This is a genomic window from Sphingomonas sp. LM7, assembly GCF_002002925.1.
Taxonomy (GTDB): Bacteria; Pseudomonadota; Alphaproteobacteria; order Sphingomonadales; family Sphingomonadaceae; genus Sphingomonas.
Genome location: NZ_CP019511.1, coordinates 3,726,515 through 3,744,710 on the forward strand (window position 1 = coordinate 3,726,515; position 18,196 = coordinate 3,744,710).

Below are 18,196 nucleotides of genomic sequence, written 5' to 3' on the forward strand. Positions count from 1 at the left end.
ATGTTCGACGAAAGTCTCAGCCGGGCGATCTTCGGCCGCCTAACCTTCGAATCCTTCCCGATCCACGAGCCGATCCTGCTCGTCACCTTCGCCGTCGTCATCCTGGGTGGGCTCGGCGTCGTCGCGGTAGTGACCAAGTTCAAGCTGTGGGGCTGGCTGTGGACCGAGTGGTTCACCAGCATCGATCACAAGAAGATCGGGATCATGTACGTGATCCTGGGCGTCATCATGCTGCTGCGCGGCTTCGCCGACGCGGTGATGATGCGCCTCCAGCAAGCGATCGCCTTCGGCGGCAGCGAAGGGTATCTTCCGCCGCATCACTATGACCAGGTCTTCTCCGCGCACGGGACGATCATGATCTTCTTCGTGGCGATCCCGCTGGTCGTCGGCATCGTCAACTATGTGATGCCGCTCCAGATCGGTGCGCGCGACGTGGCGTTTCCCTTCCTCAACAATCTCAGCTTCTGGCTGACCGCGGCGGGCGCGGTGCTGGTGATGATCTCGCTGTTCGTCGGCGAGTTCTCCACTGCCGGCTGGCTCAATTACGTGCCGGTCGCCAATCTGCAGAACAGCCCGGGCACCGGTCCCGATTATTATCTATGGGCGCTGCAGATAGCCGGCATCGGCACGACTTTGTCGGGCATCAACATGATCGCGACGGTGATCAAGATGCGCGCGCCCGGCATGACGATGATGAAGATGCCGATCTTCGTGTGGACCGCGTTCTGCAGCAACATCCTGGTCGTCGCGATCTTCCCGGTGCTCACCGCGGCGTTCGCGATGCTGATGCTCGATCGCTATATCGGCACCAACTTCTTCACCAACGATCTCGGCGGCAACCCGATGATGTACTGGAACCTGGTGTGGATCTGGGGGCACCCGGAGGTGTATGTCCTCGTCCTGCCGGCGTTCGGCATCTATTCCGAGATCACTTCGACCTTCACCGGCAAGCGCCTGTTCGGCTATTCGTCGATGGTCTACGCCACCGTGGTCATCACCATCCTGTCGTGGCTGGTGTGGCTCCACCACTTCTTCACCATGGGCTCGGGCGCATCGGTGAACAGCTTCTTTGGCATCGCCACGATGGTCATCTCGATCCCCACCGGCGCGAAGATCTTCAACTGGCTGTTCACGATGTATCGCGGCCAGATCCGCTTCGAGCTGCCGATGCAGTGGGTCATCGCCTTCATGCTGACCTTCACGGTCGGCGGCATGACCGGCGTGCTGCTCGCAGTGCCGCCCGCCGACTTCGTGCTCCACAATTCGCTGTTCCTGGTGGCGCACTTCCACAACGTCATCATCGGCGGCGTGGTGTTCGGGCTGTTCGCGGCGATCGAATATTGGTTCCCCAAGGCGTTCGGCTTCCGGCTCGATCCCTTCTGGGGCAGGATCCACTTCTGGGGCTGGGTGATCGGCTATTGGGTCGCCTGGACGCCGATGTACGTCGCCGGGCTGATGGGCGTCACCCGCCGCCTCCAGCATATCGAGGACCCCACGACGCAGCCGCTGTTCATCATCGCCGCGATCGGCGTGGGGATCATCGCGATCGGCATCCTCGCCTTCGTCATCCAGATCGGAGTGAGCATCAAGAATCGCGAGAAGCTGCGCGATACCACCGGCGATCCCTGGAACGGCCGCACGCTCGAATGGGCGACCTCGTCACCACCGCCGCAGTATAATTTCGCGTTCACGCCGCAGGTCCACGATCTCGACGCATGGTACGACATGAAGGACCGCGGCGCGGTACGGCCGACGACCGGCTTCAAGGCGATCCACATGCCGCGCAACACCGGCACCGGCGTGATCCTGTCGGTGCTCGCTGCGGCGCTGGGCTTCGCGATGATCTGGTACATGTGGTGGCTGGCGATCGCCGCCACGCTGGGGCTGTTCGTGGTCAGCATCGTTCACACTTTCAACTACAACCGCGACTATTTCATCCCGGCGGATGAAGTGGCGCAGAGCGAGGACGCGCGCACCAAGCTGCTCGCGACGGGAGCTTGACCATGGCCGCGAACGCAGCGACCGATGCCCGCGTGACCGACGTGTCTTTCTACGACGTCGATGACACGCATCACCACGAAGCCGGCGGCAGCACGATGCTCGGCTTCTGGATCTACCTGATGAGCGACGCGCTCATCTTCGCGACCTTGTTCGCCACCTATGGCGTGCTGAGCACCAGCTATGCCGGCGGCCCGAGCCCGCGTGAGATATTCGAGCTGCCGCTGGTCGCGGTGAACACCGGCCTGCTGCTGGTCTCCTCGATCACCTATGGCTTCGCGATGATCGCGATGCAGGAAGGCAATCTGCGCGGCACCCAGCTCTGGCTGGCGCTGACCGGGCTGCTCGGCATCGGCTTTGTCGGGATCGAGCTGTTCGAGTTCACCGAGCTGATCCACGAAGGCGCGACGCCGCAGACCAGCGCGTTTCTCTCGGCCTTCTTCACCCTGGTCGCGACGCACGGGCTGCACGTCACCTTCGGCATTCTCTGGCTCGGCGTCATGCTGGTCCAGCTGTCGCAGCGCGGGCTGCATCCGGAAAACCAGCGCCGGCTGATGTGCCTGAGCATGTTCTGGCACTTCCTCGACGTCGTCTGGATCGGCGTCTTCACCTTCGTCTACCTGCTCGGGGTCCTGCGATGAACGACGCCACCCAAACCCCCGACGCCCATGGCCACGCCCAGGCGCACGGCCACCTCTCGCGGCGCGGCTATCTGATCGGGTTCCTGCTCTCGGTCGTGCTCACCGCGGTGCCGTTCTGGCTGGTGATGACCGGGGTGCTGCAGGATGCGCAGACCACTGCGATCCTGATCGTCGCGTTCGCCGTGGTGCAGATCATCGTCCACACCGTCTGCTTCCTCCATGTCAACACGCAGTCGGAAGGCGGCTGGACGCTGATGGCTTACGCCTTCACCGCGGTTGTCGTCCTGATCGTAATCGCGGGGTCGCTGTGGATCATGTACCATCTCAACACCAACATGATGCCGATGACGGCGGAGATGGGTGCCGGGTCCTGAGCCGCCGCGTCAAGCGCGCGCTGTTCGTCGCGCTGGCGCTGCTCGCCGCGGCGGGATTCGCGGCGCTGGGCGTCTGGCAAGTCGAGCGGCGCGCCTGGAAGCTCGACCTGATCGCGCGCGTCGAGGGGCGGGTCCATGCCGCTCCGGTATCGCTGGCGGGGCTCGAAGCAGACCCGCACGCCCATGAATATCGCCGGGTAGTCGCGACCGGGAAGTTCCTCCCCGACCGCGAGACGCTGGTCCAGGCGCTGACCGAGCGCGGCGCCGGTTTCTGGGTACTGACGCCGCTACGCACAGCGCAGGGCATCGTGCTGGTCAATCGCGGCTTCGTGCCTTCCGAGCGCCGCGATCCGGCAAGCCGGGCACAGCCCAAGGGCCCGGTGACCGTCACCGGGCTGCTGCGCGTCAGCGAGCCGGGCGGCCAGTTGCTGCGCGCGAACGATCCCGCGCAGGGCCGCTGGTATTCGCGCGACGTGGCGGCGATCGCCCGCGCCCGCGGAATCGGCCCCGTCGCGCCCTATTTCATCGATGTCGACGCCGCGCCCAATCCCGGCGGCTATCCGATAGGCGGCCTTACCGTGGTCGCCTTCCGCAACAGCCATCTGGTCTATGCGCTCACCTGGTTCGGGCTCGCAGCCTTGTGCCTGGGCGGGGCGGTCCTCCTGCTGCGCATGCGCGAGGCCGAGTGATGGACGCCCCGCTGCTCGCGCTAACACGCCGCCGCGCCGGCGCCTTCTACGGCCCCTCGGCCGAGACCGCGGCCGCGGACAATATGCGCCAGCTCATCCAGTTGCGCTGGATCGCCGTCGCCGGGCAGACGCTGGCGATCCTGTTCGTCCATTTCGGGCTGGGCGTGCGGTTGCCCGTGCTGGAGATGCTCACCGTCGCGCTGGCCCTCGCCGCGGCCAATTTGCTCGCCACGCTCGCGCTGCCGCGGCACCGGGTGCGCCGTGCCGAAGTGATGCTCGCGCTGCTGCTCGACATGGGCGCGCTCACTCTCCAGCTCTATTTCAGCGGCGGTGCGACCAACCCGTTCATTTCGCTCTACCTGCTGCAGGTCGTCCTCGGCGCGATCCTGTTGCCGCCGGCCCGTGCCGCGATCCTCGTCGGCGCGACGGCCGGCAGCTACGCATTGCTCAGCATCCGCCATGTGCCGCTGGCGCTGCCGCACCGGCTGGCCGACGACAGCACCGATCTGTTCGCGATCGGCCACTGGATCGCTTTCTTCATGGTCGCCGGGCTGCTCGTACTGTTCATCACCCGGATCACGCGCAACTTGCGCTCGCGTGACGCGCATCTCGCAGATCTGCGCCAGCATGCCGCCGAAGAGGACGGCATCGTCCGCATGGGCCTTTTCGCATCGGGCGCGGCGCACGAGCTGGGCACCCCGCTCGGCACGCTGTCGGTGATCCTCGCCGATTGGCGGCGCATGCCGGACATCGCTGCGAACCCCGAGCTTGCCGCCGAAGTTCAGGAAATGCAGTCCGAGGTCCAGCGCTGCAAGGCGATCGTCTCCGACATCCTCCACTCCGCCGGCCAGCCGCGCGGCGAGGCGATGGAGAGCCGCGCGGCGGGGCCTTTCATGGATGCCGTCGCCGAAGCGTGGCAGGCGACGCACCCGCACGTCCCGCTGGACTATGCCCCCGGCGGCGCCGGCGAGGCTGTCATCGCAATCGACGACGCGCTGCGCCAGGCGGTGTGGAACCTGCTCGACAATGCCGCCGAGGCCTCTCCAGTGGGCGTGCGGCTGGCCGCGCGGATCGAGGCCGGCATGCTCGCCATTGCCGTGAGCGACTGGGGGGAGGGCTTCAGCCCCGACGCCCTGGCTAAGGTCGGCAAGCTGTACCAGTCTACCAAGGGTGCCGGGCACGGCGTAGGGCTGTTCCTCGCGACCAACGTCGCGCGGCGCCTCGGCGGCCGGCTAGAGGCGCGAAACCGCGCGATGGCGGGCGCGGAGGTGCGCATCGTGCTGCCGCTGGCCCTGCCCGAGGAGAGACGCTGAGATGGACGGCCCCAGCCTGATCCTCGTCGAGGACGACGAGACCTTCGCACGCACGCTCCAGCGTTCGTTCGAGCGGCGCGGATACCGGGTGCGCGTCGCCGCATCCCCCGCCGAGCTCGAGGTGCTGCTCGCGGCCGAGACTCCCGATCGCGCCGTGGTCGATCTCAAGCTCGGCACCGCATCGGGCCTGCCCTGCGTCGCCCGCATCCACGCGCATGATCCCAGCACGCTGATCGTCGTGCTCACCGGCTATGCGAGCATCGGCACCGCTGTGGAAGCGATCAAGCTCGGCGCCGCGCACTATCTGGTCAAGCCGTCGAACACCGACGACATCGAGGCCGCATTCGGCAAGAATGACGGCGATCCCGACACGCCGGTCACTGCCCGCCCCACCTCGATCAAGACGCACGAGTGGGAAATGATCAACGAGACGCTCGCCGCCACCGGCTTCAACATCTCCGAGACCGCACGCAGGCTCGGGATGCATCGGCGCACCCTGGCGCGCAAGCTCGACAAGCGGCCGGTGAAATAGGCTTGGGGGACGGGTCAAATTTCAAGAATTGGGAAGTGGTGCCCGGGGACGGGGTCGAACCGCCGACACTGCGATTTTCAGTCGCATGCTCTACCAACTGAGCTACCCGGGCATACCCGGCGTGGCCGGGAGCGGGCCTCTTAGTCGGGGTCCCGCGCGCTGTCTAGCCCGCTTTGTTGTCCCGGATCGACAGGCTCGCCGGGAACGCGATAGCCCTCGCCCAGCCATTGCAGCAGGTCGCGGTCCTTGCAGCCGCGGCTGCAGAAGGGCTTGAACTCTTCGGTGGTCGGTTTGCCGCAGATCGGGCAGCCGTCTCGCTTGGCCAATGTCTACTCCTTGGGGCCGACGAACGCCGTCGCGCCGCCGATTCGCCGCGCCAGTTCGGCGGTCCAGTCGGGCCGCTGTGCCAGCCGGTTGGCGATTCGCCTGTCCACCATATGGGTAGCCGGTGGCGGCGGGGGAAGCCGTTCGATGCGGCGAAGCTCGGCGCGCGCCTGTGCGCCCACCGGATCGGCGCGGAGCAGTTCGGGCAGCGACGCCCGCGTGCGCCGCCGCACGATCTGGAGGAAGCCGAAGCCGTTTACGCTGGTCCGCTCGAATGGCTGGGGAAGCGCCGCGTCGATCGCCTCGGCCACTGCCTGGCGCGCGGCCCTGTTCGCCAGCGTCGGAAAGTCGATGCCGATCGATCCGGCGATGCCGTGCCGCTCGATTGCGCGCGCCACCGCGTGCGCCGCCGCGACGGCAAGCGGTTCGAGCGGGCCGGCGCCATCGACGTCGAACAGGTTCATTGCCGGCGTCGGCGACAGCCGCAGCATCCCGCCGGGAAAGCCGATATCGCCATGCACCGCTTCTTCGAGAACTTCGGACCAGCCCGCTTCTTCGAGCAGGTCGCTTTCATGCGCGCGCAGCATCCGCACCGGCACGCCGCTCGCGGTGATCCGGGCAAGCAGGTCCGGACCGGCGTCGGGCACTGCGTCGGCGCCCGCAGGCACTGCCTTGGGCAGCTTTGCGCGGCCGGGCTCGGGAATCGCCTCGCGGACGATCCTGACCCGCAGCGTGGCGCCCTGGGTGATTCCCGGCGGCAACGGATCGCACAGCGCCTCGCCGCCGTCATACGCGACCTTGCCGGTGCTCTTGTCGACCAGCCGCGCGTTGAGCACTGCGCCGTGGCGCGCGCCCATGGCTTCGAGTTCGATGCGCGCTTTCCAGATGGTGCCGCGCGAGACCAGGGCGGCGCGGTTCTCGCCGATCCCTGCCTCATAGAGCCACTCAGCCAAGCGGGCGTTCTTCGTTCGGCTGAAGCAACGGATAGCCTGCGCCCTCAAGCAGCGCGCGCGCATCGAATACCGGCAGCCCGACGACGCCCGAATGGCTACCCGACAGGAAGCGCACGAATGCCTCTGCCCGGCCCTGGATGGCATAGCCGCCGGCCTTGCCGCGTCCTTCGCCGCTGGCGATGTACCAGTCGATCTCGGCGTCGCTCAGCCGCTTGAAGGTGACGATCGTGTCTGTGACACGCGTCCGCGCCTTGCCGTCGAGCCCGATCACGCAGACCGCGGACAAGCAATGGTGGCGGCGGCCTGAGAGCAGCCCGAGCATGCGGCGATGATCGGCATCGTCCTCGGGCTTGTTGAGGATGCGGCGGCCGACGCCGATGGTGGTGTCGCCGGCCAGGACGATCTCGTCCTCGGCACGGGCCACCGCGCGCGCCTTTTCCTCGGCCAGCCGCAGCGCGTACGGGCGTGGCAACTCGCCGGGGCGCGGTTCTTCATCAATATCGGGACCGACGATTCGGTCGGGCACGACTCCGATCCGCGCGAGCAAGTCGCGGCGGCGCGGTGAAGTGGAAGCGAGAACGAGCCGCATCGGCCCGACGCTCACTTGAAGCGGTAGGTAATACGGCCCTTGGTCAGGTCGTAGGGCGTGAGTTCGACGAGGACTTCGTCGCCGACCAGCACACGGATGCGATTCTTGCGCATCTTGCCGGCGGTGTGGCCGAGGATCTCGTGATCATTCTCAAGCCGAACGCGGAACATGGCGTTGGGCAAAAGCTCAACGACCTGACCGCGCATTTCCAGAAGTTCTTCTTTGGCCAAAAATATGCCTCTCAGGTGAACGCCAGCAAAAGTGGCGGTGCCTTTACTCTGCTGCGCGCGAAAAGGGAAGGCGGACGGCGGCTTCGCGCGCCCGTAGCGCCGATATGGGTATGGGTGGGGGACAATTCCAGTCGTTTCGCGCTGTCAGCGCACCAGCAGCGGACGCATTTCCGGAATCGCTTCGGCCAGTTCGCGGGTGACCATCGCGGCAAAGTAGTTGGCCCCTTCGACGCCGAGATGGGTGCGATCGAATGAAAGCTTCGGCGTGGCCATCGGCTTGACCTCGACTTCGGTCGCGCTTGCGGGTGCCGGGCCGATCGGCGCCGACCCGGGCGGAAGCTGGGCGAAGCGATCGGCGGCGGCCTCGCCCATTGCCTGCACCGCGGCGGCACTGTCGGCATTGAGATCAAGCAGCGGCACTTGCTTCTCCGCGGCGACTTTGCGGATCGCGGCGGCCCAGGGTTCGAGGTCGTTCTGGAGCTTGCCGTCCTTGAAGCTGCGGCGGGTAAGCGGCGTCAGCAGCACCGGTGTCGCCCCGGCGGAGCGCGTCTCATCGACATAGCGGGCAAGGTTGGCGGGGAATTCGGTGGCGAGGTCGGTCGAGCGGCCGGGCTTGCCGGGCTGGTCGTTGTGGCCGAACTGGATGAGCACCCAAATCTTCTTATAGCCCTGCGCGCGCATCTCGGCGAGCGCGAGGTCCCACGACCCTTCGGTTCGATAGCTGCCCGAACTGCGCCCGCCCCGCGCGAGGTTCACGCAGGCGGCAAAGGAGGTGACGTGATAGGCGCAGAAGCTCGGGCCCCAGCCGCCGATGACCGCGGTGGTCGAATCGCCGACGAGGACGATCTTGGAAGCGGCGATCGGGCGCGGGGCTTCCTGCGCCATCGCCGGCGCGGCGATCAGCAGCGCGGGGAGGAGGGCGCGCATCACAGCGCCCGGAAGCGGAAGTTGCGGAAGCGGGTCTCGCCTTCGCCGGCCGAATAGAGGCCGGGGCGCAGCATCAGGAAACCGCCGCGGACATTATGGTGGTAGCCTGACACTTCCATGCCCCGATCGAAGCGCGACCAGGTCGCGCCCTTGTCGGTCGAGATGTGGAAGGACACGATGTGGCGGTTGTTGACCAGCCGCATCCGCAGGTGGCGGCCATGGGGATTGGCCGGCCTGCCGCGCGCGATGCCATATTGATGCGTGATGAAGCGCTTCTCGTCGAAGCCGAGGCCGCAATAGAGCTTTTCGTCATAGAAGAGCAGCAACCCGGCATTGCCGCCCGGCGCGATCTCGATATCGCATTCGAACTGATAGGCCTGGTCGCCGGCGATCAGCAGGAGCGGCGACGAATCGCTGGGCGCGGTGCCCGAGGCCTTGAGCACCAGCGCGCTGTCTTCGATGCGCTGGCGGCGGTTTTCGTCGGGCGTGGGCTTGAAGATATTCCACTTGCTGCCAAGCAGCAGCGGCTTGCTGAAATCGTCCGACAGCGGCTGGCCATGCGGCAGGGCGGTGCCGCCCTTGGGTTTGCGGATAGGCTGCGACAGGTCGCCGCCCTTCATCCGGAACCAGCCGTCCCTGGTCCACTCGATCGGATCGAGCAGCGTCTGCCGCCCGAGCGTCCAATATCCGTTTTCGAAGCCGTGATAGACCGACCACCAGCTGCCGTCGGGCGCCTCGACCAGCGAGGCATGGCCGCGCGACCACCATTTCTCCGCGGCGCTCACCGTGCGGACCAGCGGGTTGCGCGGATGTTGCTCCCACGGGCCGTGGATCGAACGGGAGCGCGCGGCGATGACCATATGGCCGGTGGGTGGGCCCGCGGTGCCGCCCACGGCGGTGATCATGTAGAACCAGTCGCCATGGCGGTGGATCTTGGGGCCTTCGGGCGAGAAGCTTTCGACTTCCCAGTCAGCGGGGTAGCGCCATGGATCATAGACATGCTCGACCTCGCCCACCGTCGACAGGCCGTCGGCGGAAAGGCGGATGCGGTCGCCGCCCGAGAGGAACAGCCAGCGCGACCCGTCCTCGCCGACCGCGTGGCAGGGATCGATATGGTTGGGGAGCTTCAAGTCGATCGGGTCGCTCCACGGCCCGTCGATATGATGGGCCCAGATCACGAAGATCGAGTTGGGCTTCGCCTTGACAGGGATGTAGAGAAAGTAGCGGCCATTGTGCTTCTCGAGGCTGACCGCCCAGACCGAGCCGATATTCTTGCTGAGCGCGGCCTTGCGCGGCTGCCAGTTGATCAGGTCGCGCGAGTGCCAGATCGTCAGCCCCGGATAGGAATCAAAGCTCGAAAAAGTCATGTAATAGTCCGCGCCGTCCTTGAGGACGGCGGGATCGGCGCGGTCGCCGGAGATCAGCGGATTGAGGAACTGGCCGTTGCCGAGATCGGCGACCCGCTGGTTGTCGAAACCGCGTTTCCAGTCGGGCGCGGCTTTGGCGACGGCTTCGTCGGGGCGGACCAGTGCCGCTGCGCTTCCCGCCAGCGCCGCCGCGAACGCTTCCCGCCTGCTGATGTCCATCTCGTCCTCTTTCAGGTTGTTGCGAAGGGCTGGTCGCGGTGCACGATCACGCGGCCGTCGGGGGCGAAGTCGATGCGGACCAGCCCGGGCTTCTCGCGCCACGGGCTCGCTTCGTCATTGCCGAAGAAAGTGACCCACCAGCGGCCCAGATGATCGCGCAGGAAATTCCCGCCGCCGCAGCACGGTGGGCCCTCATGGCGGTTGCGCCACGGACCGGTCGGCTTGTCTGACATCCACATGGCGAAGGAATAGCGGTCCTCATAGCGGTCGACGACGCCGAGATAATAGACGCCGTTGCGCTTGAACATCGTCGCGCCCTCATAGCCGAAATGCCTGTAGCCCTTGGCAGCACATTCCTTGCGGTGGTGCGCGGGGTCGAAATCATAGTCGGCTTCGGGCGCGACCATCTTCTGCCAGGGGCCGGCGAAACCGGTCATGTCGTCGTTCAGCCGGACGATCTCGTCGGCCGAGCCGAGTGTGAACCACACCGAGCCGTCATCGTCGCCGAACAGCGTCGCGTCGATCCCGCCGCGCAAGGGCCTGTCGGGCGAGAAGGCGTGGACATAGGGGCCCTCAGGCTTGCCGCTGGTACTCCTGAGGATCCCGACGCCGGCGCGGCTCATCGAGTGGACGATCCAGTAGGTGCCGCGCAGATAGTGGATCTCGGGCGCCCACAGCGCGCGGAACGGCACGCCCTTGCGCATCCGCCAGTTGCGTTCCCACACGCCGTCGCGCTCGATGCTCCACACCAGCCCGAGATAGCTCCAGTCCGTCAGGTCCTTCGAGCGCCACAGCTCGACGCCGTCATTGACTGCCCAGATATTGTCGCCGGTCGAACCGGTCATGTAGTAATTGCCGTCGCCGCCCAGGCAGACGATCGTGTCGCGGATATGGACGTCGTGAAGGGGGCGGATCGGGGGTAGCAGCCCGGCCTTCACGGCGCTGCCGCTGGCAGCGTCGCCCCACGGCGCGATCGGATAGCGCGGCGTGCCCGGCCCCTGATAGCGCACATCGGGCAGCCCCGAGAGCCAGCCGCCGCGCGCGCTCGCCGCATCGGGCTTGCGGCCCGGGCCACTCACACCCGAATACGGCCAATAGCCTTTGGGCGGGGCGGGGACGATCCGGCCGCTATCGTCACCCCTGGGGTCGAGCTGCCCGCCCGAAAGCGGGGCAGGGCCATAAGGCGACTCCTGTGCCCAGCCGGTCCCGCCGAGCGTCAGTCCCCCGAGCACAAACCCGCCGGCGAGGAGCGACCGTCGATCGAGTCGAGAGTCGCCCAGGCCGGCGGAAGGGACAGGTGGATGGATCGCGCGCCTCCGCGTCAGAAGCGGAAGCGGACGCCGGCGCGGAAGATACGTCCCGAGCTGGCATATTGGGTCACGGCGTTCTGCCCTTCATAGGCATAACGGTCGCTGGTCTGGTTGGTGAGGTTCAGCCCCTCCAGCGTGAGCGAGGCCCAGCTGGTGAAGTTGAAGCTCATCGAGGCGTCGACGTTGGTCGTCGAGCGGCTGTAGACGAAGTCGTTGATCAGCGGACCGGTGCAATAGCCGCCGGGGACGTTGTTCGCATTGACCTGACCCGGAGTGAGCGGCGTCGGGTTCGGGATGATGCCCGGGCTGCACGATCCCGCCGCGATCGGATAGGAAGTGCTGTAGCCCTTGCGCTGCGCCACCGATACGCGTGCGCGGAATGCCTTGCTCTCATAATAGAGCGTGGCGTTGACGGCGTCTGGCGATACCCCGAGGAACGGCCCCTTGCCGGTGGTCCGCGGCGCCGTCGCCGAGCCCGGATCGAGGATGTAGTTCAGCTCAGAATCGATGTGCGTGTAGTTCAGCTGCGCGCCGAAATTCTTGAGGAATCCCGGCAGAAAGGTGAAGTCCATCTGGAAGCTGGCTTCGATGCCGCGCAGCCAGCCGCCCGGCGCGTCGGCGAACTGGCGCGCCTGGAAGTCGCGATTGGCGAGGATGTATTCGGCCTGGGGCGATCCCGCGGCGAACTGTGCGACGATCGCCGCGATCGTCTCCGCGTCGGCGAAGTTGCTGAGCGGCGCAGTGAAGAAGATCGTCTGCGGGAAGCTCGAAATATCCTTCTGGAACGCCGCGACCGACAGCAGGCCGCCCGGCGCGAAATACCATTCGATGCTGGCGTCGAAATTGGTCGAGCGGAACGGCTTTAGCTTGGGATTGCCGATCGTCAGCGTGCCACCCGATTGCGCGCCGGCGGCCGAGGGGATCGAAATTGCGGTAAGCGTCGGCGAGAGATTGCCGAGCAGCGGACGCGCCATCACCTTCGACGCCGAAAGGCGGACGAGCAGGTTCTCGACCGGCTCGTAGACTACGTTCACCGACGGCAGGTAATCGGTGTATTTGTTGGTGCCGACGATCGGCCGGCCGGCGGTGGTGGCGCCGTTCGAGGTCACGTCGGTGATCGCGATGCGCGTGCCGGCGTTGCCGCGGAACGGACGCCCGAACAACTGGCTGTTCCAGTCGGCCTGGAAGTAGAAGCCGGTATCGGTTTCCTCGACGCCGAAATTCTCGCGGCCGCCGTTGCGCTTGTTGGTGAGGCGCCAGTCGCCCCATTTGTTGACGCACTCGCAGGTGAAGTCGAACAGATTGTCGAATGCCTGGATGCTCGGCACGATGAAGCTGGTCATCGTGCCGTCGGGGACGTTCAGCCCCTGACCGAAATTGATCGTGCGGCTGACGCTGGCTGTGGTGGCGCCGGCTTCGCGCAACGTCGGATTGAGCAGGTCGTTGTTGCGCTCGTAGAACGAGGTTTCGAAGGCGTATTTGCGAATGTTCGCGCCGAAACCGAGGTTGAACTCCTCGTTCGCCTGCCAGTCGAAATCGATCTTGGCCTGCTTGTAGGTGTTCTTGACGAAGCGCTGGTAGTGGCGAATGCCCGAGAAGCCCTTCACGACTTCCCAGTTCGCCGGATTGGCCGCGTCGAAGCCGAAATCGATCTTGGGCATCGCGCCGCCTTCGCGCTCGTCGTAAATGAACGACCCTTGCGAATCCATGCGGTTGAACTCGACCAGCAGGCCTTGGGTGTAGTTGGTCGATTCGGATGCGCCGGCGATGATCTGCGCCTTGAACACGTCCGAGAACTGATGCTGCAGGTCGATCGAGCCCTGCTTGAACTTGGTGGTGTAGGTCGATTGGTCGGCGGCCGAGCGGAAATCGACGTTGCGCATCACCAGATAGTCGGCGAGCCCGTTGGTGACGTTGGCGTCGAGCACTTCGACCGCGGGGCGGCCGATCAGCGCGCCGCGGAACGCGAGGCGGTTGGTGCTCGGGATGTACCCAACCGAATTGGGATTGTTGTAATAGTCGTACGGATCGAGGTTGAACGGATTGACGCTGAAGATGTTGGCGTTGGCCGGCGTCGTGCCGGTAGGCGACACCGCCGCGGCGCCGAGGATCGACGGGCCGCGCACGCCGCTGGCGTTGAACGCCGTCGCGAAGGCTGGGGTCGAGCCATAGAGTTGCTGGCCGCAATCCTGCGCCGGCACCAGATCAGTGCCCGCGTTCGGCACGCACAGGCCGGGGTACAGCGCACGCGCGGCGACTGGCGTGATCGAGTTGGTCGCGGTGTTGTATGCGGCGTTGGTGTTGTTGCGGTTGAGGCCCACTGAGGAGACCTGGTTGTAGGTGCTCTGGTTCCAGAAGCGCGAATAGGCGCCGTCCAGGCTCAGCAGCGTACGGTCGCTGATCTGCCACTGATAGGACGCGGTGACGCCGATGCGCTCGTTCTGGACATCCTGCTGCTCGACTGCGGCGAGCGCGGGGATGCGGACCAGCGAATCGTCGAGGCGGCCCGGCGTATTGAACGGCGCGCCCGGATAGAGCTTGGCATAGGCGGCTGCATCCGATCCGGTGAGTGCGGCGATCGCTTCGGGGTTGGTCACCACTGCGCCGAAGCTGGTGCCGATCGGCGCGGCGAAGCCGGCGCGCTGGGGGTTCTCGGCGCCGAGGAAGTCCGAGTTGCGATAGAGATAGTCCGACTGGCCCGGCGCGCGGCGATACTGGTCGAGCTCGTTCTTGGTCTTGCTGTACGCGCCCGAGACCAGCAGGCCCATCGTGCCGTCGAAGAACCGCGTCGAGGCGAGCCCGGCGAAGCGCGGATTCCACTTCTTGCTGTTCTGCTGGTAGCTGCCCTCGGCCGAGACGGCGAGGGTTGGTCCAGCATAGTCGAAGGGGCGGCCAGTCTGCAGGTCGATCGTCGCGCCGAGTGAGCCCTCGTCGGTTTCGGCGGACGGCGTCTTCTGCACCTTCAACGAGCTGAACAGCTCGGACGCGAAGGTGTTGTAGTCGAACGCGCGGCTGCGATTTGGGCTGGTGCCCGCATCGTTGGCGCCCGCGGTAGACAGCGCTTCGAGGCCGTTGAGGCGCGTGCGGTTGAAGTCGCCGCCCAGGCCGCGGACGGTGATCGTACGGCCTTCGCCATTGTCGCGGTCGATCGACACGCCGGGCAGGCGCTGGAGCGATTCGGCCAGATTGGTATCAGGGAAGTCGGCAATGTCCTCGGCATTGATCGCGTCGATCTGAACGGCGGCGTCGCGCTTCTCGCGGATCGCGCTGCGCAGTGCCGCGCGGTAGCCGGTGACGACGATCTCGCCCTCCTGCACGCCATCGCCTTCGTCCTGCACGGCGGCGGGCTGGGCCTCTTCCGCGGGTTCCGCGCCCTGGGCCACGGCGGCGCAGCTCCACGTCGCTGCCAGTGCGAGCGCCGCAAAGGACGCGCCGTTGCGCAGGATCGTCGCGGTTGCAGTCTTCTTGATCATCATTCCCCTCCCGTTGCCGCTGTCCCTGCGGCGTGCCGTCATGTCAGCGAGGAGGAGGGCGGCGTAGCCGCAATACCCTGGAGCACGCGGACGATATTTCGTCGCTGCGTGGGCCCGGAGGCGTCTGCCTCTCCTCTTCGCGCGGCCTTTGCGGCCGTCTCTACCGGAATCGTGATAGACACCGGTAGCATGATGGTAGCGGCAACATGCTCTGATCGCAACCGCTAGGGTGGTTAATTTAAATGAGCAAAATCAATGATATGACAATTATGATACCGGTATCAATGTCCTGGCCAGCCATTGCCGGAAGCTGTGCCGAATCGCGCGGCCGGTGGTTCAGAGCGGCTTGGGCACGCCGAGCGTCGCGCGCCATTTCCGGCGCAAGCGGCCGGGATCCGAAGGGATCGGTTCGTCCAGAAACACGACGTGCTCGATGCGATCGAGCCGGAAGGTGCGGAAACCCTTACGCAGTTCGCACCAGCCGATGAGTACGCGCACCGCTTCGAGATAGCCGATCACCAGCGGCCAGACGATCCGCTCGGTCTGCGCGCCGGTGGGATCGACATAGCGGAGGGCAAGCTTGCGGGCGGCGCGGATGGCATGGCGCAACTGCGCGGCATCGACCTTGTCTTCGGCCGAATCCCAGGCGGGCGGCGTACGCGCCGACGGGTCTTCCAGGAAGCCGCGCATCTCCTCTGGGAGCACCGCCGCGACCTTGGCGAGCACGTCGCGTGCGGCGCGGGCGAGCGCGGGATCGCCATGCCCGGCGACCCATTGTGCGCCGAGCGCGACCGCGTCGATCTCGTCGGCCGTGAGCATCAGCGGCGGCAGGTCGAACCCGCCATCGAGGACATATCCCATGCCCGCTTCGCCGCGGATTGGCACGCGTTGCGCCATTAACGCGGCGATATCGCGATACACCGAACGCTTCGAGGTCTCCAATTCGCTTGCGATTGCGTCGGCGGTCACCGGCCGCGACGTGCGGCGCAGGATCTGGACAATTTGGAAAAGTCGGTCGGCCTTGCGCATTCCACGTCTTCTACTGCCATGCTGCTGACACCATGCTGGCAGCGGCATGGCAGTAAGTCGATTCCTGCAACCAAGGAGGAATCAGATGAAGAAGACCTATCATGGCAGCTGCCATTGCGGCGCGGTCCGCTTCGAGGCTGAGATCGATCTCGCCGCGAGCACCGGCAAGTGCAATTGCTCGATCTGCACCAAGCGGCGCAACTGGGGGGCGCAGGTGAAGCCAGATGCGTTCCGCCTCCTGAGCGGCGGGGAAATGCTGAGCGATTATGCGTTCGGGACGAAGCAGGGGAGCCATCGCTTCTGCAGCAATTGCGGCTGCGCGCCGTTCAGCCAGGGCGACGTCCCCGAGATCGGCGGCGCTTTCGTCTCGATCCAGCTGGGATCGCTCGACGACGCCACCGACGCGGAACTCGCTGCGGCGCCGGTCCACTACAGCGACGGCCGCAACAATGCGTGGTGGAACGCGCCCGCTGTGACCAGCTACCTCTAGCGGCCAGCCACTTCTAGCGGCCGGCTACTTCTAGCGGCCAACTGCTTCTAGCGGATAGTCGCGAGCAGCCGGGGGATCTCGCCCGGCAGCTCGCGCGCCAGGAATCCGAGTGGGCCGACTCGCTCGGCGAGCCGGCGGCCCGCTTCGCCATGGAGCCAGACCCCCCAGGCCGCGGCCAGGCGGGGTGCTGCACCGCGCGCCATCAGCCCGCCGATGACCCCGGCGAGAACGTCTCCCGAACCGCCGGTGGCGAGGCCGGGGCCGCCGCCGGGATAGCGTAGCAATCCTTCGCGCGGACAGGCGATCCAGGTCTCGGGCCCCTTGAGCAGGACGGTGGCATTGAAGCGCCGCGCGGCTTCCTGGGCGAGGCCGGCGGGATCGGAGTCGATCCGCGCTGCGTCGCATCCCATCAGCCGGATCATCTCGCCGGGATGCGGGGTGAGGACGATGCGGCCGTCATGCGCGTGGATCTCGGCGGCGAGGTCGGTCGCGGCGCCGATCATCGCGGCGTCGAGCACCAGCGACAGCGACGCGCGGGGCTCGGCAACCACCGTCCGGAGGATCGCCTCCGCGGCGGCATCGGGGCCCATGCCAGGGCCCAGCACGAGCGTGTCGCAGGGGCCGAGATAGCGGCAAAGCGCTTCACCAGCATCGTTGTCGAGTTCCCCCGCGGCATTTGCCGGGAGCGGGAAGATCGCCGCCTCGGGCATCAGCACGCCGAGATGCAGAACGACGCGCTCGACTGTGGCGAGCTGGAGCTTGCCCGCGCCCGCTCGCAACGCGGCCTCGCCGGTCAGGCGGATCGCGCCGGGCACGGTCTGCGATCCACCCGCGACGAGCACATGCCCACGCGTGTTCTTGTCGGTATCGGCGGCCGGCTCGGGAAGCGGATGCTCGGCGAGCCACGTAGCGTCGAGCGGTGTCATCCGCGTGCCGCGACCATCGCGTCGGGCGCGGAAGTGGTCTCGGCGGCGGGATCCTCGTCGACCGGCGCAGTGACGTTGTAGCGGACGAGGACGAGCCCGCCGTCCTTCCCGGCGCCGGGGTCGTGCGCATATTCGGTGATCGAACAATTGGCGACATCGCCGCTCTTGTCGATCGCCAGGATTTCGGCCTCGGACAGGTTCTCGATGATGTAGCGCAGGCACAGCACGACGACTTGGTGCGCGACGATCATCACGTCGCGGCCGGCATAGTGGAGCGAGACGGTGTCCATCAGCGATCGCAGGCGGAAAATCACGTCGCACCAGCTCTCGCCGCCGGGCGGTCGATGATAGAATTTGCCGAGCAGGCGGCGAAACTCGGCCTGTTCCGGAAGCACTGCCTGAATGCCCGCACTGGTAAGCCCGTCAAGGATCCCGAATTCCTTTTCGCGCAGCCGCTCGTCGGCGCAGACATTCTCGTCGGGATCGGCGCCGCCCGCGTCGCGAAAGATGCGCGCGGTCTCGCGGGCACGGACATAGGGGCTGGTAAGGATGACTTCGGGCCGGCCATTGCCCTCGCCGCGGCCGAACCAGCGGCCAAGCGCTTCGGCCTGGCGCTCGCCCAGCTCGGACAGCGGCACGTCGACGTCGCGGATGTCGATCGCGATGCGGTGCTCGCCCGAGGCATGGGCAAGGTCGCGCGCGACATTGCCGGCGCTCTGCCCGTGGCGGACGAGCCACAAGCGGGTGGGCCAGCGGTTGATGGTCATGCGAGAGGGCGCGTGCGGGGCATGCCGGGGAGAATGCGGCAGCGC

General features: G+C 66.4%; 18 protein-coding genes and 1 tRNA gene. 7 read left to right on the plus strand and 12 right to left on the minus strand.

Features of this window, described 5'->3' with window-relative positions; genetic code table 11:
• Genes cyoB through BXU08_RS17375 form a run of 6 tightly spaced genes read left to right on the plus strand, consistent with a single transcriptional unit; the run spans position 1 to position 5,547 of the window.
• Complete coding sequence (cyoB, locus tag BXU08_RS17350) at positions 1-2,001, plus strand: cytochrome o ubiquinol oxidase subunit I (protein WP_077511197.1); 2,001 nt, start codon at positions 1-3, stop codon at positions 1,999-2,001.
• 2 nt (positions 2,002-2,003) lie between these two features.
• Positions 2,004-2,639: a cytochrome o ubiquinol oxidase subunit III gene (cyoC, locus tag BXU08_RS17355; protein ID WP_077511198.1), complete on the plus strand. Its 636-nt coding sequence runs from the start codon at positions 2,004-2,006 to the stop codon at positions 2,637-2,639.
• Positions 2,636-3,013, plus strand: a complete 378-nt coding sequence (cyoD, locus tag BXU08_RS17360) for a cytochrome o ubiquinol oxidase subunit IV (protein WP_077511199.1) — start codon at positions 2,636-2,638, stop codon at positions 3,011-3,013. The genes cyoC and cyoD overlap by 4 nt, the downstream gene beginning before the upstream one ends.
• Positions 3,010-3,702 carry an SURF1 family protein gene (locus tag BXU08_RS17365; RefSeq protein WP_077512554.1) on the plus strand — a complete coding sequence of 231 codons (693 nt, stop codon included), beginning with the start codon at positions 3,010-3,012 and terminating at the stop codon, positions 3,700-3,702. The genes cyoD and BXU08_RS17365 overlap by 4 nt, the downstream gene beginning before the upstream one ends.
• Complete coding sequence (locus BXU08_RS17370) at positions 3,702-5,015, plus strand: ATP-binding protein (protein WP_077511200.1); 1,314 nt, start codon at positions 3,702-3,704, stop codon at positions 5,013-5,015. Before BXU08_RS17365 ends, BXU08_RS17370 begins: the two co-directional genes overlap by 1 nt.
• Before the next feature lies 1 nt (position 5,016).
• The gene (locus BXU08_RS17375) at positions 5,017-5,547 is read left to right on the plus strand and encodes a response regulator transcription factor (protein WP_077511201.1); all 531 of its coding nucleotides are present in this window, start codon (positions 5,017-5,019) and stop codon (positions 5,545-5,547) included.
• 36 nt (positions 5,548-5,583) lie between these two features.
• Here BXU08_RS17375 and BXU08_RS17380 read toward each other — a convergent pair.
• From BXU08_RS17380 to BXU08_RS17425, 10 genes are all read right to left on the minus strand, one after another.
• Positions 5,584-5,659: transfer RNA gene (locus BXU08_RS17380), tRNA-Phe, on the minus strand.
• Between the two features lie 28 nt (positions 5,660-5,687).
• Positions 5,688-5,873, minus strand: a complete 186-nt coding sequence (locus BXU08_RS17385) for a DNA gyrase inhibitor YacG (protein ID WP_077511202.1) — start codon at positions 5,871-5,873, stop codon at positions 5,688-5,690.
• A gap of 3 nt (positions 5,874-5,876) precedes the next feature.
• Positions 5,877-6,824, minus strand: coding sequence for a ribonuclease (locus BXU08_RS17390; RefSeq protein ID WP_077511203.1), 948 nt, complete (start codon positions 6,822-6,824; stop codon positions 5,877-5,879).
• Positions 6,817-7,413, minus strand: a complete 597-nt coding sequence (locus BXU08_RS17395) for a nucleoside triphosphate pyrophosphatase (RefSeq protein ID WP_077512556.1) — start codon at positions 7,411-7,413, stop codon at positions 6,817-6,819. The genes BXU08_RS17390 and BXU08_RS17395 overlap by 8 nt, the downstream gene beginning before the upstream one ends.
• 11 nt (positions 7,414-7,424) lie before the next feature.
• Complete coding sequence (gene infA / locus BXU08_RS17400) at positions 7,425-7,643, minus strand: translation initiation factor IF-1 (RefSeq protein WP_003049127.1); 219 nt, start codon at positions 7,641-7,643, stop codon at positions 7,425-7,427.
• A gap of 144 nt (positions 7,644-7,787) precedes the next feature.
• On the minus strand, positions 7,788-8,570 hold the full coding sequence (locus BXU08_RS17405; protein ID WP_077511204.1) for a rhamnogalacturonan acetylesterase: 783 nt from the start codon (positions 8,568-8,570) through the stop codon (positions 7,788-7,790).
• Positions 8,570-10,156 (minus strand): family 43 glycosylhydrolase, encoded by a 1,587-nt coding sequence (locus tag BXU08_RS17410; RefSeq protein WP_077511205.1) that lies wholly within the window; start codon positions 10,154-10,156, stop codon positions 8,570-8,572. The genes BXU08_RS17405 and BXU08_RS17410 overlap by 1 nt, the downstream gene beginning before the upstream one ends.
• Positions 10,157-10,167: 11 nt before the next feature.
• Positions 10,168-11,388: a family 43 glycosylhydrolase gene (locus BXU08_RS17415; RefSeq protein ID WP_253190415.1), complete on the minus strand. Its 1,221-nt coding sequence runs from the start codon at positions 11,386-11,388 to the stop codon at positions 10,168-10,170.
• A gap of 89 nt (positions 11,389-11,477) precedes the next feature.
• Positions 11,478-14,942: a TonB-dependent receptor domain-containing protein gene (locus BXU08_RS17420; RefSeq protein WP_253190416.1), complete on the minus strand. Its 3,465-nt coding sequence runs from the start codon at positions 14,940-14,942 to the stop codon at positions 11,478-11,480.
• A gap of 333 nt (positions 14,943-15,275) precedes the next feature.
• Positions 15,276-15,968 carry a YafY family protein gene (locus tag BXU08_RS17425; RefSeq protein ID WP_077511206.1) on the minus strand — a complete coding sequence of 231 codons (693 nt, stop codon included), beginning with the start codon at positions 15,966-15,968 and terminating at the stop codon, positions 15,276-15,278.
• An 85-nt stretch (positions 15,969-16,053) separates the two neighbouring features.
• Here BXU08_RS17425 and BXU08_RS17430 point away from each other — a divergent pair, with 85 nt between their 5' ends.
• On the plus strand, positions 16,054-16,458 hold the full coding sequence (locus BXU08_RS17430) for a GFA family protein (RefSeq protein WP_077511207.1): 405 nt from the start codon (positions 16,054-16,056) through the stop codon (positions 16,456-16,458).
• 47 nt (positions 16,459-16,505) lie between these two features.
• Here BXU08_RS17430 and BXU08_RS17435 read toward each other — a convergent pair whose 3' ends face one another.
• A complete protein-coding gene (locus tag BXU08_RS17435; RefSeq protein ID WP_077511208.1) occupies positions 16,506-17,384 on the minus strand; it encodes an NAD(P)H-hydrate dehydratase in 879 nt (292 codons plus the stop codon).
• Positions 17,381-18,151 (minus strand): histidine phosphatase family protein, encoded by a 771-nt coding sequence (locus BXU08_RS17440; RefSeq protein ID WP_077511209.1) that lies wholly within the window; start codon positions 18,149-18,151, stop codon positions 17,381-17,383. The genes BXU08_RS17435 and BXU08_RS17440 overlap by 4 nt, the downstream gene beginning before the upstream one ends.
• Between the last annotated feature and the right edge of the window lie 45 nt (positions 18,152-18,196).